This is a genomic window from Oerskovia merdavium, from assembly GCF_014836755.1.
Lineage (GTDB): Bacteria > Actinomycetota > Actinomycetes > Actinomycetales > Cellulomonadaceae > Oerskovia > Oerskovia merdavium.
Window position 1 is genome coordinate 40,501 of sequence record NZ_JACSQF010000020.1, and the last position, 19,637, is coordinate 60,137.

At 73.5% G+C, this 19,637-nt stretch carries 12 protein-coding genes and 1 tRNA gene; 3 read left to right on the plus strand and 10 right to left on the minus strand.

The annotated features are described in order from the left end of the window. The first annotated feature begins 110 nt into the window (after positions 1–110). Both H9641_RS16635 and H9641_RS16640 read left to right on the plus strand, forming a co-directional pair. Positions 111–965, plus strand: coding sequence for an AraC family transcriptional regulator (locus H9641_RS16635; protein ID WP_191805550.1), 855 nt, complete (start codon positions 111–113; stop codon positions 963–965). A 4-nt stretch (positions 966–969) separates the two neighbouring features. Beyond that, entirely contained in the window at positions 970–1,401 is a 432-nt protein-coding gene (locus tag H9641_RS16640; protein ID WP_191805551.1) for a VOC family protein, read from the plus strand. A gap of 44 nt (positions 1,402–1,445) precedes the next feature. Here H9641_RS16640 and H9641_RS16645 read toward each other — a convergent pair whose 3' ends face one another. From H9641_RS16645 to H9641_RS16690, 10 genes are all read right to left on the minus strand, one after another. Continuing rightward, positions 1,446–3,176: a bifunctional 3'-5' exonuclease/DNA polymerase gene (locus tag H9641_RS16645; protein ID WP_191805552.1), complete on the minus strand. Its 1,731-nt coding sequence runs from the start codon at positions 3,174–3,176 to the stop codon at positions 1,446–1,448. An 82-nt stretch (positions 3,177–3,258) separates the two neighbouring features. After that, positions 3,259–5,421, minus strand: a complete 2,163-nt coding sequence (locus H9641_RS16650) for a hypothetical protein (protein ID WP_191805553.1) — start codon at positions 5,419–5,421, stop codon at positions 3,259–3,261. Then, positions 5,418–6,650: a VWA domain-containing protein gene (locus H9641_RS16655; protein ID WP_318244653.1), complete on the minus strand. Its 1,233-nt coding sequence runs from the start codon at positions 6,648–6,650 to the stop codon at positions 5,418–5,420. Before H9641_RS16655 ends, H9641_RS16650 begins: the two co-directional genes overlap by 4 nt. Beyond that, entirely contained in the window at positions 6,647–9,319 is a 2,673-nt protein-coding gene (locus tag H9641_RS16660; protein WP_191805554.1) for a DUF5682 family protein, read from the minus strand. Before H9641_RS16660 ends, H9641_RS16655 begins: the two co-directional genes overlap by 4 nt. Further along, entirely contained in the window at positions 9,310–10,461 is a 1,152-nt protein-coding gene (locus tag H9641_RS16665) for an ATP-binding protein (protein ID WP_191805555.1), read from the minus strand. The genes H9641_RS16660 and H9641_RS16665 overlap by 10 nt, the downstream gene beginning before the upstream one ends. Then, positions 10,455–14,342: a DUF4132 domain-containing protein gene (locus H9641_RS20810; protein WP_318244654.1), complete on the minus strand. Its 3,888-nt coding sequence runs from the start codon at positions 14,340–14,342 to the stop codon at positions 10,455–10,457. The genes H9641_RS16665 and H9641_RS20810 overlap by 7 nt, the downstream gene beginning before the upstream one ends. 146 nt (positions 14,343–14,488) lie before the next feature. Next, positions 14,489–15,037: a putative immunity protein gene (locus H9641_RS16675; RefSeq protein WP_191805557.1), complete on the minus strand. Its 549-nt coding sequence runs from the start codon at positions 15,035–15,037 to the stop codon at positions 14,489–14,491. An 80-nt stretch (positions 15,038–15,117) separates the two neighbouring features. Beyond that, a tRNA-Val gene (locus H9641_RS16680) sits at positions 15,118–15,194 on the minus strand. Positions 15,195–15,435: 241 nt separating this feature from the next. Next, positions 15,436–15,918, minus strand: a complete 483-nt coding sequence (locus H9641_RS16685) for a peroxiredoxin (RefSeq protein WP_318244655.1) — start codon at positions 15,916–15,918, stop codon at positions 15,436–15,438. Next, complete coding sequence (locus H9641_RS16690) at positions 15,902–16,315, minus strand: DUF3052 domain-containing protein (RefSeq protein ID WP_056651057.1); 414 nt, start codon at positions 16,313–16,315, stop codon at positions 15,902–15,904. Before H9641_RS16690 ends, H9641_RS16685 begins: the two co-directional genes overlap by 17 nt. Before the next feature lie 507 nt (positions 16,316–16,822). On the opposite strand from H9641_RS16690, the gene aceE reads away from it, so the two are divergent. After that, positions 16,823–19,570, plus strand: a complete 2,748-nt coding sequence (gene aceE / locus H9641_RS16695; protein ID WP_191805558.1) for a pyruvate dehydrogenase (acetyl-transferring), homodimeric type — start codon at positions 16,823–16,825, stop codon at positions 19,568–19,570. Positions 19,571–19,637: the final 67 nt, after the last annotated feature.

Below are 19,637 nucleotides of genomic sequence, written 5' to 3' on the forward strand. Positions count from 1 at the left end.
ATCCCCTGCGACCGGCGCCCCTCGCCATGTCGCCTCCTCCCCGGGCCGGTCAGCCACCAGCCGGGGCACGGACCGCGGCGCCACCTTCCAGGACGTCCTACGGTGGAGGGATGAGCCAGCACTACGTGCGCTCCTCGCCGACCGGTCCCCTGGCGTCCGCGGTCGGTTCGATGCTGGGCTACGAGATCGCCGACGACGCCCCGTCGGTCCACCGCGGGCTGCCCTCCCCCTGGCTGACCGTCGTCATCAGCGTCGACGGGCCGGTCCCGACGGCGACCGGCCCCGGCGAGGACGCACCGCTGCACCGCTACGAGTCGCTCGTGGGCGGCCTGCACACCACCCCCGCCTACATCCATCAGCCCGCGCACCAGGCCGGCGTCCAGCTCGCGCTCGACCCGCTCGCCGCCCGCACGCTGCTCGGCGTGCCCGCCGGAGAGCTCGGCATCGTCTCGGACGCCGACGACGTGCTCGGGGATGCCTCGCGCGCGCTCCGGGAACGGCTCGGCGAGGCCGGCTCGTGGGCCGAGCGGCTGGTCCTCGTGGAGGACGCCCTGCGGCGCGCGGCGGACTCCCGGCGTCCCGCGCTCGGCCCGGTGCGGGCCGAGATCGCCGAGGCCTGGCAGCTCGTGGTGCGTCGGGGCGGGCGGGTCCGGGTGCCCGACGTCGCCGCGCACGTGTGGCTCAGCACCCGCCAGCTCTCGTCGCTCTTCACGGCCGAGCTCGGCCTGAGCCCGGGAGCCGCCTGCCGCCTGGTCCGCTTCGACGCGGCCCGGGACGCCGTCCGCGCGAGGTCCCTGGCGCAGTCGGGCCCGAACCTCACGGCGATCGCCGTGCGCACCGGTTACGCCGACCACTCCCACCTGGTGCGGGACTTCCACGCCTTCGCGGGCCTGAGCCCCACCGCCTGGCTGGTCGAGGAACGCGCAAACATCCAAGCCGGGGGCGGTGCCCCGCGCGCAGGCTGAAGGCATGGACACCGACAGAACACCTCAGGCACAGGTCTGGCCCACGCTCCAGGCCCATGACGCGCCCGCGCTGATCGACTTCCTCGTCGACGTCGTGGGCTTCCGGCGCAACACCGTCATGACCGAAGAGGACGGTCGGGTCGCGCACGCGCAGCTCGACTGGCCGCCCGGCGGGGGGATCATGCTGGGGTCTCACAAGCCCGATGGCGAGTGGTCCCGTCAGCCCGGCACGTTCGGGGGGTACGTGGTCGCCGGGGGCTCCGGGAGCGGCGTCGGGGTCGAGGAGATCGAGGACCGGGCGACGCGCGCCGGGGCCACGATCGTCGCCCCGCTGCGTGAGACCGACTACGGGAGCCGCGAGCTGGTCCTCGCCGACCCCGAGGGCAACCTCTGGTCCATCGGGACGTACCGCGGCGAACCGCGCGCCGATCTCTGACCAGTCGTCCGCCAGGTCCTGGGACGTCCGTGAGCGCCCGTCGCCTACTTGGCCCGCGAGTAGTCGTCGACGATCGCGACCGTGAGCGGGAAGTCGACCGGGAAGTCCCCGAAGAGCAGCTTCCCGGCCTCGGTGCCCGCGGCCCGGATCTCGTCCGCGACGTGCTCGGCGAGCTCGGCGGGGGCGTGCACGATGATCTCGTCGTGCAGGAAGAACACCATGTGCGGCTGCTCGGTGAAGGGCGCGGGAGCCCGGCCGGGGACCTGGGCCTGCGGCATCGCGGCGAGCCGTCCCCGCAGCGAGGCCATCCAGCACAGCGCCCACTCCGCGGCGGTTCCCTGCACGACGAAGTTCCGGGTGAAGCGGCCCCACGCGCGGGTCTGGCTGCGGGCGCGGGACTGGGCGTCGCTCGACGCGGACTCGTCGTACGCGCTGCCCTGCGTCTCCTCCCAGCCCGACCCGGGCGGGGGTGAGCTCCGCCCCAGTCGCGTGGTCACGATCTCGCCGCGCTCGCCCGCGCGGGCGGCCTGCTCGACGAGCTCCAGGGCCCGGGGGAACGCCTTGGCCAGGCGCGGCAGCATGAGCCCGCTCTCGCCCGTGGTGCCGCCGTACATGGCGCCGAGCATCCCGATCTTGGCCTGGGCGCGCGTCTCGACCGCGCCCGCGTCGACGATGCCCTGGTACATGTCGCCGCCGCGGCCGGCCTCGGCCATGACGAGGTCTCCCGAGAGCCCCGCGAGGACGCGGGGCTCGAGCTGAGCCGCGTCGGCCACGACGAGCTTCCATCCCGGGTCCGCGACCACGGCCGACCTGACCTGGTGCGGGAGCTGGAGCGCTCCCCCGCCGTTGGCGGCCCAGCGCCCCGTGACGACTCCCCCGACGACGTACTCGGGCCGGAACCTCCCGCCGCGCACCCAGGTGTCGAGCCAGTTCCAGCCGTTGGCCGTCAGGAGGCGGCTGAGCTTCTTGTACTCGAGCAGGGGCGCGACGACCGGGTGGTCCACCCGTTCGAGGTCCCACTTGCGGGTCGACTTCACGCCGACCCCGGCGTACTCGAGGACCTTGAGCAGCTCGGGGGCCGAGTCGGGGTTGAGGGCGGGGGCGTCGAGCGCGGTCCGGACCTGCTCGGCCAGCGCCTCGAGGCGGGCCGGCCGCAGGCCGAGGGGTGGCCGGGGGCCCAGGACCCCGGAGAGCATCGCGTCGTGGAGGTCCTCGCGCCACGGCAGCCCGGCGTGGCTCATCTCGGCAGCCACCAGGGCGCCCGCGGACTCCGCGGCGAGCAGCAGGCGCAGCCGCCCCGGGCCCGACGACGTAGCGACGGCCTCGAGCTGCCTGCGCAGCTCCGCGCCCGGGTCGGGTGGGGAGACGGCACGCCGGTCGCCGAGGTCGAAGAGCGCGTCGGGGCGCTCGAGCCCCGGGACGGGTGCGGTCGGTACCGGGACCATCTCGTCCCACGCGTCGCGCGGTGCCTGCGCGAGGGCCGTGCCTGCGGTCAGCGTCGAGTGCCGCAGGATCGCGCGGGACAGCCGGAGGTCGTGGCCACGCTCGACGCGCCGACCTGCGGCGAGGGCCGCGGGGTACCAGAGGTTGGTGTCGTCCCAGACCCAGCGGGTCGTGGGTGCTGGCGGTCCGGGCGGGGCCGGAACGGGCCCGAGGACCGCGTCGGGCCAGCGGGTCCGTCGCGGGGTGGCGAGGGGCTCGCCGCGGGTGTCGAGGTCCTGGACGTCGACGAGGCCCGGGTCGGCGGGCGACGTGCGGAGCGGGACCGAGTACACGACGCAGAGTCTGCCCTGCGGGTCTGACACTCCTCGGCCACCGCCCCGGCCCGCTGCCCGGGTGCCTTCCTCCTGCCCCGACCTACCGTCCGGTGAGCGCGAGCGCCCGACCGAGCACGAACCTCGCCCGCAGCACGTTCTCCGTCGTGGGGTCGGAGAGCAGGTCCGCGACGGATCGTTCGACGGTCGCCATCCCGAGGTCCCCGGCGAGGCGCTGGCGCGTGGTGAGCGCCTCGTGCTGCCATCCCGTGAGGCGGCGGCGGCCCGTCGCCCCGAGGGAGTCGACGACCTCGAGCGCGGGCTCGCAGACCCGCACGACGGGCCCTCGGTCGACGGGCTCGGCGACGTGCGTGGTCGTCGACGCCTTGCGCAGCGCGGCGATCCGCGCCGTGAGGCGACGCATCGCGGTCCAGCCCGGCGCCGTGCGGTACACGGGCGACATCGAGGGCGAATAGAGCTCGAGCCCTCCCGTGCCGTCGCGCAGGAAGATGCCCACGGGCTCGTCCGCTCCCCCGCCCGGCTCGCGCTCGACGAGGACCGCGACCACGGGTCGGCGCGACGCGACGACCGACAGCAGCGCCTCGACGCTCCGTTCCTGGTCGACCGCGACGCGCAGGACGTGCGTCGCGCCGTCGGCCGCGATGACGGGCCAGGTGACCTCACGCCGCACCTCCTCGACCCCGACGGCCCCCGTCTCGCGCACCATGACCAGACGCACCCGGCGGGCCGCTCGACCGAAGCCGACCACCCCGGTGGTCGCGGTGTCCTGGAGCCGCCCGGCGATGGTGCGCAGCTCCTCGACGTCGAATCTCTCACCCCCCACGCGACGCGTGCGCGCGGTGACGCTGAGGGACCCGTCGGGGCGGATCTCAGGGGCCTCGAGCGTGAACGGTCCCGCACAGACGCTCGCGACCGAGGCCCCCCACAGCATCGGCAGGTCCACGTCGCGACGGAACGCCGGGTCGGCTCCCGACGGGCGCGCGGCCGTGGCCGTGCGCACCACGCCGTGCTCCTGGTCCCAGGCCGTGAGGGTCATGCCGCGCGCCCCGCTCGCGGCGCGCCACCACCGCACCCCGAGCGGCACGAGGCGTCCGGGACGTTCGTCCTCCACGTCGGCCGTGGTGCCGCGCCCTCGCCGGGCCGGAGCGCCGACCAGGTCCGGCAGTGCCCCGGCAGGCGCGTCCCGGAGCGCGGCCGCGAGCGCCCACGCCTCGGCGAGCGCGCCCAGCGCGTCGGCCTCGGTCACGTCGTCGTCGCGCGACGCGAGCCCGTCGACGAGCCCTGCGGCGACGAGCAGGAGCCGGTGGAGCAGCAGGAGGCCCACGAGGCGGGCCCGTCCGGCGGCTCCTCGGAGCGTGTCGGCGGCGTCGGCACCGAGGTGGGACAGCCCGGCATCGACCACGTGCCCGACGACGGCGCTCGCCTCCTCGAGCCCAGCCCGCTGGGCGGTGGTCAGCTCGCCCGAGCGCTCGACCTCGATCTCGTGGGGCCACGACCACGCGCGGCCCTCGCGCGCGAAGACACGGACGACCGCTTCGAGGCGTGCGGCGGCCTGGTCGGCGGCGGTCGACCTCCCCGCGACGACCATGCCGCCGTACCCCGCGGGGGCGACGAATACGACGCTGGTCGACGGACCGCCGCTCGGCCACGAGATCGTGAGCCGTGCGCCGTCGATCGCGAGCTCGCACGCGTCCGTGATGCCGTTACCCTCCTCCGTGACTCCCGCGAGGAGCACGCTCGGCAGACGCTCGACGACCCGCCGCACGGCCACCTTGCCCGCGGCCCGGCACACTGCGGCCGGGGTCAGGTCGAGGAGCGCGGCGAGAGGGTCGGCAGCCTCGCCGGTCTCGGCAGGTCCGGGACCGGGGCCCGCGGGGGCGCCGCGTCCGCCGCCTCCGTCGACCGTTCCACCGTCCGCCGCCACAGCCCCACGGCTGCCGTCGTCCGCGACGGGTTCGGGCGACGAGCCGTCCGGGCGCTCGCGGGCCCAGAGGCACGCGGCCACGACGTGCTGGCACACGCCCGCCGTCGGGCACGAGCACGACGCGGCGACCGGACCCTTCGGTCCGAGCCGGACCACCGCTGACCCGCAGGCGACCACGACCTCGTCCGGGGACTCCGACGCGAGCGACACCTCTCCCCCGGCGAGGTCCTTGCGGGCGCGCCGCAGCAGGCCCGCGTTGCCGAGCGCGACGAGCGCGGCGTCGTCGTACCCCGCGAACACGGCCAACCAGGCGGGCGTCATGCGAGCACCTCCCCGAGCCACTCGGCGAACCGCTCGGGCGTGAGCGCGGCGACGTGCATGCCGCTCTCGGCCAGGCGACGCGCCGTGCCCTGGTCGTAGACGGGCTCGGCGGACTCGTCGAGCGCCGCGAGGCCGAGCAGCCGGACGCCCGACTCCGCGAGCCGCCGGACGGACGCGAGGAGCTGGGCCACCGACCCGCCCTCCTCGAAGTCGCTCACGAGCACCACGACCGTGCGGCTCGGGTTCGTCACCTGCTGCTCGGCGTAGCGCATGGCCTTGGCGATGTCGGTGCCTCCCCCGAGCTGGGCCGTGAGGAGGACCGCGACCGGGTCGTGCGCGAGGTGCGACAGGTCGACCACGTTGGTGTCGAACACCGCGAGCCGCACCGTGATCCCTGGCAGGGCCGACATGATGCCCGCGCAGACCGCGCTGTACAGGAGCGAGGCCGCCATGGACCCCGACTGGTCGACGAGGAGCACGACCTCCCAGGTGAGCGTGCGACGCGCCCGGGACACGAACCGCACGTCCTGGACGATCAGCCGGCCCGACTCGGGGTCGTAGCGCGAGAGGTTGGCCTGGAGCGTGCGCTTGCCGTCGAAGTTCTGGCTGACCTTGTGCATCGAGCGCCGCGACCGGTCCTTGCGTCCGCTCAGTGCGGTCGCGAACTGCGGGCGCAGCCGCCGCACGATGTCCTCGACCACGCGCGCGATGACGGACCGCAGCCCGGCCGCGGCACGCTCGTCGAGCCGGCCGCGGACCTGCAGCAGCGCGGTCGCGAGCTCGCGGCTGGGCTCGAGGGCCTCGGCTGCGTCCGGGTCGGCGAGCAGCTCGGTGAGCCGGTAGCGGCTCACCGCGTCGACCTGCATGCGCTCGAAGGTCTCGCGCGGGAAGAGCGTGCGCGCCTGGCCGAGCCAGTCGAGCGCCTTGAGCGCCGAGGGATCGAGGCTCCCTCCGCCGCCCCGAGCGCCCGGCTGCTTGCCCAGACGGTGGCCGCGCTCGACGTACTCGCGGTCGTAGAGGTACTGCAGCGCTCGTTCGATCCCTGCGTCGCCCTGCCCCTGCTGGAGCTCCTGGGCCGCGTAGCGCCCCAGGACGAGCCGCCAGCGGCGAGCGGCCTCCTGGTCGGTCACCTGGCTGGTCGCAGGGCCGACCGCGAGGCCGGTCACGGGGACGGCGGCGCCACCACCGGGGCGGCGGGCGCTGTCGCGGTCGGTGTGCGGGGCGGTCACGAATGGTTCTCCTGGAGGTCGTGGTCGGCCTGGTCGTCGAGCGTCCGGTCGGCGGCCGGGCCCGTGGAGCCGGCGTGCGCGTGACGCGTCCCGCCGCCCCAGGCACCGAGGCCGTCGCGGTCGAGCATCGCAGCGAGCTCGCGCTCGAGCGCGAGGCCCGCCTCGAGGTCCTGCTCGGTCGCCGCCAGGTGCACGTCGATCCGCTCGGCGCGGGTCCCCGTGCGTTCGGCGACCTGCTGCGCGAGCCGGTGCGTCTCGGCGGGCTTGAGCCACGTGAAGGCGCGGCGCAGGTCCGGCAGGACGGCCAGGAACGCGGCCTCGTCGAGGTCTCGCAGCCCGGCGTGGACCGCGTCGAACAGCTCGGGGGTGTGCAGCAGGAGGTCGGGGGCCACCCGCAGCAGCCCCCCGAGGAAGCGGACCGCCGCGACCGGGTCCGCGCCGGGGCTGAGCTGGGCGCGCACCTCGGCGACCAGCACGTCGTCGTCGAGGGCGTCGTCGACCGCGGTAAGCCCCACGAGGGCTCCCCGGACTCCTGGGGCCGTGCCGCGGTCCTCGCGCAGACGGTCCAGCTCGCGGCGCACGGGCTCGACGCCTCGTGCGCTGCGGCCGGGTGCTCCGCCCGTACCGGGCGCGTCCGCGAGAGCCCGCGCGCCGTCGTCGGGCACGCGGGGACGATCGCCCGCGCGGTGCACCTCGCGCAGGAGGTCTCGCAGCGAGACGAGCGTCACCACGGCCGCGGGCTCCGCGTCCGCGTCGACCTTCCCCAGGCCGGGAACCAGGTAGGCGGCGGTCGCCAGGCCGTGGTCGACCAGGTCGAGCAGCTCGGTGGCGTGCTCGTCCAGGCCGAGCTCGACGCGCGCGTCCCACAGGTCGACCAGGCGGTGCAGCCCGCCCACGACCGACTCGAGCGACGGGTCGACGTCGAGCGTTGACCGCAGGAGAGCGACGAGCCGGTCGAGATGGTCGGTGAGCCCGAGGACGACGGCCTGCGCGACGAGTCGCGCGACCCCGAGCGCCGAGCGGCCCGTCGTCGCGAGCTCGTGCTCGAGCCGGTGCAGGCGGTGCACCGCGACGGCCTCGAGCGTCGCCCCCTGGTGCGAGAGCTCGACCAGGGAGGCCTCGACGAGCGGCGTCCAGGCGTACTCCCACTCCTCGACCAGCAGCCCGAGACCGCGGCCCGACACGTGGTCAGGACCCGAGACCTGGTGCGCGAACCCGCTCCCCACGAAGTCCATGAGCGCGAGGAAGGCCCGGCGCTCCCGGTGCCGGGGCGTGCGCCGGGCGTCGAGGCGCGTGCGGCGCGGCGTCGAGTCGGTCACGACGAGCCGCAGCGCCTCGGCCTGTTCCCGGGCGCGCTGGACGAGCGGTGGCGACGCGAGCCCCGGCGGGACCTCACCCAGTGCCCGGCCTCCGAACACCTCGGCGACGGCCTGCCCGAGGGGACGTCCCAGGCCCAGGTCGAGCCCGCCGTCGTCCTTGACGAAGCACGAGGTGAGGGCGTCGAGCAGGTCGGTACGCCCCGGCCACGGCCGCTCGCGCAGGTCCGCGAGACGACGAGCCTGCTCGGCCGCCGACGCCACCTCGGCAAAGCTCACCTGCGCGCCACGGGTCGTGGCGGCGGCCGCGACGTCGACGAGGAGCGCGGTGCTGAGCGCCGAGGGCCCGGCGGGGTCGTGGTGCGCGGCCCAGAGACGCTCGTAGTACCCGGGCGAGGGCATGCCCGCGCCGTATCCGCGCAGGCCGTCGAGCCGCTCGTGGTCGTAACGGATCAGCCAGGCGTCGGCGGCGGCCGGGTCGCCGTAGCCGCCTGCCGGACGGCGGCCCACGACCGCCTCACCCTCGGGCGCCCCGGTGAGCGCCTCGACGAGCGCGAGCGTGTGGAACGCGCCCGTCACGACGACCACGGGCCCCTCGACCCGAGCCCTGTGCTCGGCGACCCGGGCGGACATGAGGGCCTCCCGTGCGAGCGACCCGTCGGCGTCGAGCACCTCCTCCTCGTAGTCCAGGCGCGCGAGCGCCGCCCATGCGAAGACGTCGTCGAAGAGCTCGCGCCAGTCCGTGAGCTGCTCGCGCGTGCGTGCCTCGAACAGGTGGTCCCACACCTCGTCGTGGTCGCGGCACCCGAGACGCTCCGCGATGGCCGCGACGGTCCGCGAGTGCGCGAGGTTGCGCTCGGACTGCAGGGTCCGGGCGAACGCGTCGTCCTCGTCCTCGCCCGGTGCGTCGGGTGCGTCGGGCGCGTCTGACGCACCCGGCGCGGCGGCCTCCTCCCGCGCAGCCCAGGACCGGTCGACGAACGCGACCTGCGCTCCCAGCCGGTCGGCCGCGCGCAGCGCGACCCACTCGGGCGAGAACTCGGCGAGGGGGTAGAACCCCGCCCCCTTGCCGTCGGTCCCGAGGCTCAGCACGGCGACGGGAGGGCGCGTGCGGGGGTCGAGCAGCGCGGGCAGGAGCCGGCCGTACTCCTCGGGCCCTTCGATGAGCACGACGGCGGGACGGACCTCCTCGAGGAGCGCCTCGACAGCGAGCGCGCACGCCGGGCTGTGGTGCCGGACGGGGGCGAGGTAGACGCCCTCGTCCCGCAGCGCCTCGACGCCCGCGACTGCCCGCCGCATCCTCTCGGGAGCGAGCCCCCAGGCCGCCCGCACCGGCACGGGTGCTACTGCCACAGGGACTCCGCCGCCGAGAGGAAGGACTTCCAGCGCGGGTCGCGCCGTGCACGCTCGCGCACCACGTTGTCGACGTAGTGCCGGAGCCGACGGGCGTCCTCCTCGTCCCCCTTGGAGGCCACGCCCGCGAGCTGGCGCGCGACCTCGGCGGGGGTCACCGTCCCGTCGCCGAGGTAGCGCGCCTCGAGCGAGGCCGCGACCGCGACGTTGACGGCCTCGGCCGTCGACATCACGGTCTCGGGTCGCTTGACGGGCGCCCCGTTGCTCGTGGCCCCGGTCCGCAGGTCCTGGAACGCCGTGACGAGCACGTCCAGGACGTCGCGCGAGAGCGGGGGGCGGTCGGCGGGCGCACCGAGCTCGGCGGTCAGCTGCGCCTCGATGAGGTCGATCTCGAACTGGCGGTCCGTCAGCGGCTTGATGGTCTCGAAGTTGAACCGCCGCTTGAGCGCGGCCGACATCTCGTGCACGCCACGGTCCTTGAGGTTTGCGGTCGCGAGCACGTTGAACCCCGGCCGGGCCGAGACCCGCGCCTCGCTCCCGAGCTCGGGGATCATGAGCTGCTTCTCCGACAGGATCGAGACCAGGGTGTCCTGGATCTCGGGGGCGCAGCGCGTGATCTCCTCGAACCGCACGATCTTCCCGGCGCTCATGGCCTGCTGGACGGCCGACGGCACGAGCGAGCGCTCGCTGGGCCCCTCGGCGATGAGCAGCGCGTAGTTCCACGAGTACCGGATGTGGTCCTCGGTGGTGCCGGCCGTGCCCTGGACGGTGAGGTTCGACGTGCCGCTCACCGCGGCCGCGAGCAGCTCGGAGAGCCTCGACTTCGCGGTGCCGGGCTCGCCCACGAGCATGAGGCCCTGACGTCCCAGCAGGGAGACGACGGCACGGTCCACGAGCGGGTCGTCGCCGTAGAACTTCCGGCGCACCCCGAGCTCCGCGTCGCCCACGACGAAGGCACGGACGGCCCGCGGGCTGAGCCGCCAGCCGGGCGGGAGCTCTGCTCCCCTGGCCCGGTCGGCCGCCTCGAGAGCGGCGAGCTCGTGCGCGAACCGCACCTCGGCGGGCGGGCGGATCTCCTGCGCCGCCTCGCGGTCGAGGACCGGGGGCGTGCTGCTCGGTGCGGCGGTCGGTGTGGTCACCATGCGCTCTTCTTCTCCCACTCGGCGTCGAAGCTGCCACCGGCAGCGACGGTCAGGTAGTCGCGGTAGGACTCCGCGACCAGGACGGGCGGCAGGTCCGCGAGGCGTGCCTCGGCGCTCTGCCCGTAGGCCCGCGTGGTGCGGCGGAAGACCAGCTGGGTGAGGGCCGCGGGGATGTTCTCCTCGGGCAGGAACGCGCCCGTGAACTCGATGATCGCGGTGATCCCCACGCTCGGGTACGCCTTCTCGTAGCCCGAGAACCACCCGCCGTCCTCCGCCTGGCTGCGCGAGTAGCCGAGCTTGGTCGCGCGGCCGCGCACCGTGAAGCTGTCGGTGAGCCAGCCCTGGCGGTCCGCGATCGACGTCGCCTTCTGGTCCGTGACGGGCACCGCGACCTCGAGCTGGTCGAACAGCGGCTTGATCTCGTAGTCGGCGAGGTGCTCGCGCCAGCGGTCGGTCTGGTCCGCGCCGAGCAGCACCCCGTGCGCGACCGCCACGGTCGCCCCGTCGGCGAGGGTCACGTCCTCGTCGTCGACGTCGATCAGCGCTCCCCCGTCGCCCGGGCGGAACGCCCGCTGGTCCGGACCGGGGTTCTCGAGCCAGACGAGGCCGGCGGCGAGCCGCGACATGATCGGGTGGCCGGCCACGAACTCCTGCCAGTCGGCCGCGGGCCACTCGCGCCCGGTGCACATGGCCTCGTACAGGCGCTGCGTCTGCAGCGCGACGACGGCCTTGAGCTCCTTCCTGCTCGCCGAGAGCTGCGACTTGGCAGCCTTGACCTGCTCGGCGTCGTCGTCCACCCGGGCCGCGGGCAACGCCTTGACGACCTTGCCCGCCTCGTTGGTGAGCTCGAGCGTGAACGTGGGCGTGATGCGCCCCGTGAACTCGCGTGCGCCGAGGTGCAGGTGCAGGATCCCGTCGTCCTCAAAGCCCGCGGTCTGCACCGTGCGGTCCGCGAGCTCCTCGGCGGACCAGCCCCGGCGATCGGCCAGGTCCTGGGCGAGGGCCTGAGCGGTCGCCTGCACCGTGGCCTGCCGGTGGCGGCGCGCGACCGACAGCAGGAGCTGGATGGCTGCCGGGTCGCCGTTGGCCGCGAGCGCCCGGACGAGTGCCTCGATCTGCGCGCGTCGGGTGATGTGCGTCTTGAGGTACTGCTGGGCGGCACGGGACAGGTCCGTACCCGGCATGCCGACGGTCAGGGCGAGCAGCCCCTTGTCGTTGATGGCCGACCCGAGGTAGTTGGCCTGGTGCTCGCGGAAAGCGTCCTGGTGGTGCTGGTCGACCGTCCGGGAGGCCTCTGCCTCGTAGTACTGGGGGTGCTGCTTGTACCAGTGCTGGTAGCGGTCGTAGCGCTGCTGGGCCTCGCGGTCGGCATAGGCGCGGCTCTCCTCGGCGGAAGGGCCACGCGTGTCCTGACCGATCCACGCGTCGAGCACGAACCGGCCGAGCGCCGCGCGGCTCTGCTCGTCGAGCAGCGAGACGTAGCGGGCGACCAGGCCGAGCCCGCTGGGGTCCTTGAGCTTGACGGAGAGCACGACCCACCACCGCACGACCTCGGCCGGCACGGGCTTCCCGTCCGCGGCCCACCGGAGCTGGGGCAGCCCGTCGACGGGGAACCAGGCCATGCTCGCGGGGGCCTTGCCCTTGAGGCCCTTGGTCGCCTCGGCGAGCAGGGTCACGGGGGCGATCTCCGTGGAGATGTCGTCACCGAGCGCCTCGAGCGCTCCGAGGAGCGCCGCGCGGGCCACCTCGCGGCGTTCCTTGGTGAGCGCCGCACGCAGCGCCGGGATCGCGGCCGGGTCTCCCAGGCGCTGGAGCCAGACGGCGGCCGTGACCCGGATCTCGGTCTTGCCGTCGCGCAGCCCCTGCTCGGCCAGGTCGCGGGCACCGGCGTGCGACTCGAGCACCTTCTGCGCGGCGACGCGGTGCGTCTTGCCCTCCCCGAGCGCGAGCTCGGCCAGGCGCGGGAGGTAGCGGTTCGGGATCGTGGGGAAACCACCGAGGATCGTGAGCGCGACCTCGAGCCGCTCGGAGCGGCTGTAGCTGTCGACCTTGGTCGGGGGGCGTAGACCGAGGTGGGTCTCGAGCGCGGCAGGGTGCTCGGCGTAGTAGGGCCACAGGTGCTCGGGCGCGAACGTCTCCCGGGCGAACCAGGAGTCGAACACGAGCTCCGCGACGGCCGACTCGGCGTCCTGGACGCCCGCGCGCTCGACGCCGTCGGCCAGGATCCGCACGTCCATCGCGAGGTCGGACGTGGCGTTGAGCTGGTACCAGGGGTACCGCTGCCGGCCCCCGCCGTGCGAGCGCGCGAAGCGGATGTCGTGGAGCATGGTCAGGCCCTCGAGGCGATTGCGGATCGCGGGTGCCTGGAGCTCGACGAGCACCTTGTGCGGCGGCACCTTGGTGAGTGCGCCGGAGAGGTACTGGCCGACCTGACGGAGGTGGTCGTCGGTGATCGCCGAGAGGTCCTTGACCGTTCCCCGTGCGTGCGAGAGCCGCCAGCTCTGAGCCTCGGCCTTGGGCAGCGCCTCGAGGTCCTCGAGCTCCTTGCGGGCCGCGGCGAGGCGGCGGTCGACCGCGTCGCGCGCCGAGCGGACGAACGGCTCGCCGAGCTCGGCGTCGGGCAGCGGGGTGAAGGGCGGGAGGTCGAGAGGCTCGTCGACCACGACCGTCTCGACGTCGAGGGCGGTGGCGCGCTCGAGCGCGTTCGAGAGCAGCGTGCCGCGAGCACCGCGGCCGTCGGCGGCGTGCGCGCGTCGCAGCGCGTCGAGCCCGCCCTCGACACCCACGAGGTGGGTCACGAGCCCACCGAGACGGCTCGCGGGCATGGTGGCGAGCAGGGGTTCGAGAAGCTCGACCTGGCGCGCGGCGGGCAACGCCGCGAGGTTGCCCGCGGCCTGCTCGCGCACCGACTTGGCGCTGTCCGTCGCGAGCTGCGCCACGACCCCGACGAACGCGTCACGCGCCGCGGGCTGGGCGCGCAGGAACTGGAGCAGCTCGACCTTGCCGGTCGCGCGCAGCAGCGAGGCGACGGCCACGACCTCGTCGCGATGGGCGACCAGGTAGTCCTCGACGCCGGCCTGCGCCGCGAACACCGCGAGGGGGTCGCCGTAGTAGTCCGCCGTGACGGGACGGTCGAAGATCGCCGCCACGACGGCGGCCGGGATGCTCTCCTCGGCCACGCCGCCGTCGCGCAGGATCACGACCAGCAGCTCGGGCGTCCACCGGTCGCGGATGCCGGGCTTGTCACCCTTGCCCCGGGTGCGGCGGTCGCCGCACGTCTTCGCGACGTCCGTCAGCAGGGCCGCGAACCAGGCAGGAAGCCGGTCCGAGGCGCGCGAGACGTCGGGCGAGACGGCTGCGAAGAGCCGTCCGAGACGGACGAGCGCCTCGACCTCGACGGGTTCGGTGAGCGTGTAGAGGTTGCTGCGGGCCGTCGCGCTCTTGTCCACGTTCCAGCCGGGCACGCGCTCCTTGATGGCCTTGTCCTGGGCCTGGCTCGTGTAGGTCCACACGCCGAGCGTCGCGGGTCGGTTGAGCAGGCGGTCCGTCGAGTCGTCGCCGCGCTGCGAGAGCTCGGTCACGAGCTCGGGGCCCTCTCCGGTGTGGACGTAGGCGACCGCCCGCGCCGCGAGACCCGGGGTGTCCGCGTCCAGGATCTTCAGCCCGTCGACCAGCCTGCCGGACGGTGCGCCGCGCCGCGCCTTCTCGATCCCGAGCGGCGCCCCGCCGCCCTCGACCGCACCGTCGTCGCCTCCCTGGAGCCAACCCTTGATCTTCTCGAACACGTGCTTCCCGCCGTCTCGTCCGGGCCGTCGGACCGGGGTCCGAGGGCGACCGCGCTCCGTCGGCGCGGCGTCGGACGTCACAGTAGGAGAAGCCACCGACACGCATCGTTGCTGTCAGTGGAGGACTGTCGCGGCAGCCCGTTCGTCCGCCGTCCAGCCCGGTGGGAGCCCGTCGACGCCGGGTGCACCGCCCGACCGCGGGGCCCCGACGACGCTGCGGCAGAGGGTGGAAGGCGCGACGGTCAGTCGGCCGACGGCTCGCGCACCAGCTCGGCCTGGATCTCGCGGATGGTCGTGGCGAGCACCCCCGACGCCAGCAACCCCGCCCCCAGGGGACCGGAGGAGTCCTCGCCGAGCAGCGGCAGGTGTGCGAGAGCGGTGCGGACGCCCGCGGACATGTGCGCGACCTGCCAGCGGACCTCCGCACGACGGCCGGCTTCCTGGTCGGTGCCGGCGAGCGCGGCGGCCTTCGCCGCGTAGGCGGCCGCTCCGAGGGCGTGCGCACCCATGTGCGCGACGCCTGAGGCCTGCCCGGCTGCCCGTGCGGCGGCGACGGCCGCGGGCGTCGTCGCCGACTGCGCTGCCCGGCCCGCGACGAACCGGCGGCGGATCTCCCCGGCGGTGTCGAGCTCACCGCGCCCGAACGACCGTGCGCGCTCGACCCCGTCGCGCGCGCGTCCGTCGTCCGGAGCCTCGGCCTCGAACAGGGGAAGGACCCGCTCCGCGCAGTCCGCGGCCCACAGTGCGACCAGGCGACGGTCGGCCTCGTCGAGGGTCTGCCGAGATGCCATGCGCCCACTCTGGCACAGGCGAGGCGGGCCTCGTCGGCAGGACGTCGTCCCGGTGCCAGGAGCACTGCCGACGTCTGTGATGGTGGGCCCGGAGGGACTCGAACCCCCGACATCCACGGTGTAAGCGTGGCGCTCTAACCAACTGAGCTACAGGCCCCAGAACAGCGGTGCACAGCCTACCGGGTCACCGGCCGTGCCTCGCACATCAGCCGCAGATCGGGCATCGCCCGCCCGACGACGCACGGACCGCACCGGCGGACCACGCCGGGGCGCCCGTCGAACGCCGGTCCGTGGGACCGGTCGTCGTTCGTCCCACGACCACGCGGTTCACCGGTCTATCGACGCACGAGCGGGCGCACCACGACTCAGAGCCGCGGCACGCCCGCCGAGGAGGTGCGTCAGAGCTCCGCGAGCGCCGCCTTGTACCCCGCGAGGTCCCGGCGCTGCCCGCGCGGGTTCACGACGGACCACCGGACGACGCCGTCCGCGTCGATCAGGAAGCTGCCGCGGATCGCGAGGCCGCGTTCGTCGTCGAACACCCCGTACTGGCGCGAGACCTCGCCGTGCGGCCAGAAGTCGGACAGGAGCTCGAACGTGTAGCCCTCCTGCGCGGCCCAGGCCTTGAGCGAGAACACGGGGTCGCACGAGATCGCGAAGAGCGTGACGCCCGCGGTCTCGAAGTCCTCGATGTTGTCGCGGAGCTCGCACAGCTCGCTCGTGCACGTCCCCGAGAAGGCGAACGGCACGAACACGAGCAGGACGGGGCCACCGCGCAGGTCCGAGAGCCGGACCGGGGTGCCGTGCGTGTCGGTCAGCGTGAAGTCCGGGGCGACGTCGCCGGGCCGGACCACGAGCTCGGGCGCCTCAGCGCCCACGGCCACGCGTCCCGAGCTTGGTCGCGGACCAGTCCGGCGCGATCGCGAACGTGCTGGTCGCGTGCAGGCCGGCCGTCGTCGCGGCCTCCTGGAGGTCGTTGTGGCCCACGTGGCCGTCGCGGCCCGCCTTGGGCGTGAAGATCCAGATGAGACCACCGTCGTCGAGCACGGTCTGGACGTCCACGAGCATGTCGGCCAGGTCGCCGTCGTCCTCGCGCCACCAGACGACGACGCCGTCGGTCACGTCGCCGTAGTCCTCGTCCACCAGCTCGGAGCCGACGAGCTCCTCGATCTCGGCGCGCAGGTCGTCGTCGACGTCCTCGCCCCAACCGAACTCCTGCACCACATGGCCAGAGAGGAACCCCAGGCGTCCTGCACCCTGGGGGTCCGTCGTCGCTCCCACTTGTGTCTCTTTCCCTTCTTCGTACTGCTTGATGATCAGTGCCCTGCTTGGCAAAGGTAGCCCACGGCACTCCCGCATGCCTCAGCAGGACGGGCGTTTCGTGCGGCGTTTCCACCAGCGCAGAAGCCCAGTGTTGCGGGGAACCGCACTCGGCACAACGTCAGAGCCCGCGCGAAGGTGCCCCCACGGCCTGACGGGGGCTCCGTCGTCGGGCCTGCGGCGAGCCCGCACCCACCCTCGCCGGACCTCGCACGACCACCACCTTCACCCCCTGCTCACCCGACCCACACCCTCTTGTGTCATGAGGATCACGCTCCCTTGACCCCCTTGTGGTGTGACTTCCTGGCTGCGGGGTAACAGAATGGTTCGACCACCCGAGAGTGTGGAGGGCACAGTCGCCACCAGCGACTGCTCTCGCTGCGCAGGAGTGGCTGGAGGAGAGCGGGCACGGTGTACCGCGCCGTGATTCAATCCGAATACCGCTCCGAACGAGATATGAGGTTGCTGGTGGCTTCGTTTGACGAGACAGGACCGCTGATCAACGGTCTGCTCAGCCAAGTACCGGACATCGACCCCGCTGAGACGAGCGAGTGGGTCGAGTCCCTGGACGGACTGATCGACGACCGTGGCGGCCCTCGTGCGCGCTACGTCCTGCTCAACATGCTCAAGCGAGCACGCGAGCGCAACGTCGCGATCCCCACGTCCATCAACACGCCCTACGTCAACACCATCGGTGTGCACGAGGAGCCGTACTTCCCCGGCGACGAGGCCATGGAGCGTCGTTACCGCAGCTGGAACCGCTGGAACGCCGCCGTCATGGTCACGCGCGCCCAGCGTCCCGGGATCGGGGTCGGTGGACACATCTCGTCCTACGCGTCGGTCGCGACGCTGTACGAGGTGGGCCTGAACCACTTCTTCCGCGGCAAGGACCACCCGGGCGGCGGTGACCAGGTCTACTTCCAGGGTCACGCGAGCCCCGGCGTCTACGCCCGCGCGTTCCTCGAGGGTCGCCTCTCGGCGGACCAGCTCGACGGGTTCCGCCAGGAGAAGTCGCACGCGGGCGGCGGCCTGCCGTCCTACCCGCACCCGCGCCTCATGCCGGACTTCTGGGAGTTCCCCACGGTCTCCATGGGCCTCGGCCCGGCCTCGGCCATCTACCAGGCGTGGACCAACCGCTACCTGCACAACCGCGGCATCAAGGACACGAGCCAGCAGAACGTCTGGGCCTTCCTCGGTGACGGCGAGATGGACGAGCCGGAGAGCCGCGGCATGCTGCAGCTCGCCGCGCAGCAGGGCCTGGACAACCTGAACTTCGTGGTCAACTGCAACCTGCAGCGCCTCGACGGCCCGGTCCGTGGCAACGGCAAGATCATCCAGGAGCTCGAGGCGCAGTTCCGCGGCGCGGGCTGGAACGTCATCAAGGTCATCTGGGGCCGCGAGTGGGACACCCTGCTCAACGCCGACAAGGACCGTGCGCTCGTCAACCTGATGAACGTCACGCCCGACGGCGACTACCAGACCTACCGGGCCGAGAGCGGCGCGTTCATCCGCGAGCACTTCTTCGGTCGCGACCCGCGCACCAAGCAGCTCGTCGAGAACATGTCGGACGACGACATCTGGGCCCTCAAGCGCGGCGGCCACGACTACCGCAAGCTCTACGCGGCGTACGCGGCGGCCACGGCCCACACGGGCCAGCCCACGGTCATCCTGGCCCACACGGTCAAGGGCTACGGCCTGGGCTCGGGCTTCGCGGGGCGCAACTCGACGCACCAGATGAAGAAGGTCGGCCTGGCCGACCTCAAGACGCTGCGCGACTCGCTGCGCATCCCGATCACGGACGAGGAGCTCGACGCCAACCCGTACGAGCCCCCGTACTACCACCCGGGTGCCGACGCGCCGGAGATCCAGTACATGCAGGAGCGTCGCCGTCAGCTCGGCGGCTACGTGCCGGAGCGCCGCTCCGCACCGGCCCCCGTCACGCTGCCGGGCGACAAGACGTACGAGATCCTCAAGAAGGGCTCGGGCAACCAGGAGATCGCCTCCACCATGGCGTTCGTCCGGCTGCTCAAGGACCTCATCAAGGACAAGGAGATCGGCAAGCGCATCGTGCCGATCATCCCGGACGAGGCCCGGACCTTCGGTCTGGACTCGATCTTCCCGTCCGCGAAGATCTTCAACACGCAGGGCCAGAACTACCTCGCCGTGGACCGCGAGCTCATGCTGAGCTACAAGGAGTCCGAGGCCGGGCAGATCATGCACACCGGCATCAACGAGGCCGGTTCCGCGGCCGCGTTCCAGTCGGTCGGCACCTCGTACGCCACGCAGGGCGAGGTGATGATCCCGTTCTACATCTTCTACTCGATGTTCGGGTTCCAGCGCACGGGCGACCAGTTCTGGGCCGCGGGCGACCAGCTGACCCGCGGGTTCATCATCGGCGCGACGGCCGGGCGCACGACGCTCACCGGTGAGGGCCTCCAGCACGCGGACGGCCACTCGCCGCTGCTGGCCGGCACCAACTCGGCGATCGTCCAGTACGACCCGGTCTACGGCTACGAGATCCGCCACATCGTGCGCGACGGCATCGAGCGCATGTACGGCGACGGCTCGGACGGGCGCGACCAGAACGTCATGTACTACGTGACGGTCTACAACGAGCCCATGCAGCAGCCGGTCGAGCCGGAGGACGTCGACGTCGAGGGCATCCTGCGCGGCATCCACCGCATCAAGGTCTCCGAGGCGTCGGGACCCAAGGCGCAGATCCTCGCCTCGGGCGTGGGCGTGCCGTGGGCTCTCGAGGCGCAGGAGCTCCTCGAGAAGGACTGGGGCGTCTCCGCGGACGTCTGGAGCGTCACGAGCTGGAACGAGCTGCGCCGCGACGGCCTGGCCGCCGAGCAGGACGCGTTCCTCAACCCGGCCGCGACGCCGCGCGTGCCGTACCTGACGGCCAAGCTCCAGGGCGCCGAGGGTCCGTTCGTCGCGACGAGCGACTACGACCACCTGGTCCCCGACCAGGTCCGCCAGTGGGTCCCGGGCGACTACGCGGTGCTCGGTGCGGACGGCTTCGGCTTCTCCGACACGCGTGCCGCGGCCCGTCGTCACTTCAAGATCGACGGTCCCTCGGTCGTGGTGCGCGTGCTCCAGCAGCTCGCGAAGCAGGGCAAGGTCCCGGCCGAGGCCTCGGCCCAGGCCATCGAGAAGTACCGTCTGATGGACGTCACGGCCGGCACGTCCGGCAACGCGGGCGGCGACTCCTGATCGCTCCCGCCTCGCGCCTGGCGCCGGTCTGACCGGCGCCAGGACCGCAGTGCCCGACGGGGCGCGC

Bases quoted from the DNA above. Each gene is read 5' to 3' on its own strand.
- H9641_RS16665 (WP_191805555.1), bottom strand. From the start codon at position 10,461: ATGGTGACCACACCGACCGCCGCACCGAGCAGCACGCCCCCGGTCCTC.
- H9641_RS16675 (WP_191805557.1), bottom strand. From the start codon at position 15,037: ATGGCATCTCGGCAGACCCTCGACGAGGCCGACCGTCGCCTGGTCGCA.
- H9641_RS16640 (WP_191805551.1), top strand. From the start codon at position 970: ATGGACACCGACAGAACACCTCAGGCACAGGTCTGGCCCACGCTCCAG.
- H9641_RS16635 (WP_191805550.1), top strand. From the start codon at position 111: ATGAGCCAGCACTACGTGCGCTCCTCGCCGACCGGTCCCCTGGCGTCC.
- H9641_RS16650 (WP_191805553.1), bottom strand. From the start codon at position 5,421: ATGACGCCCGCCTGGTTGGCCGTGTTCGCGGGGTACGACGACGCCGCG.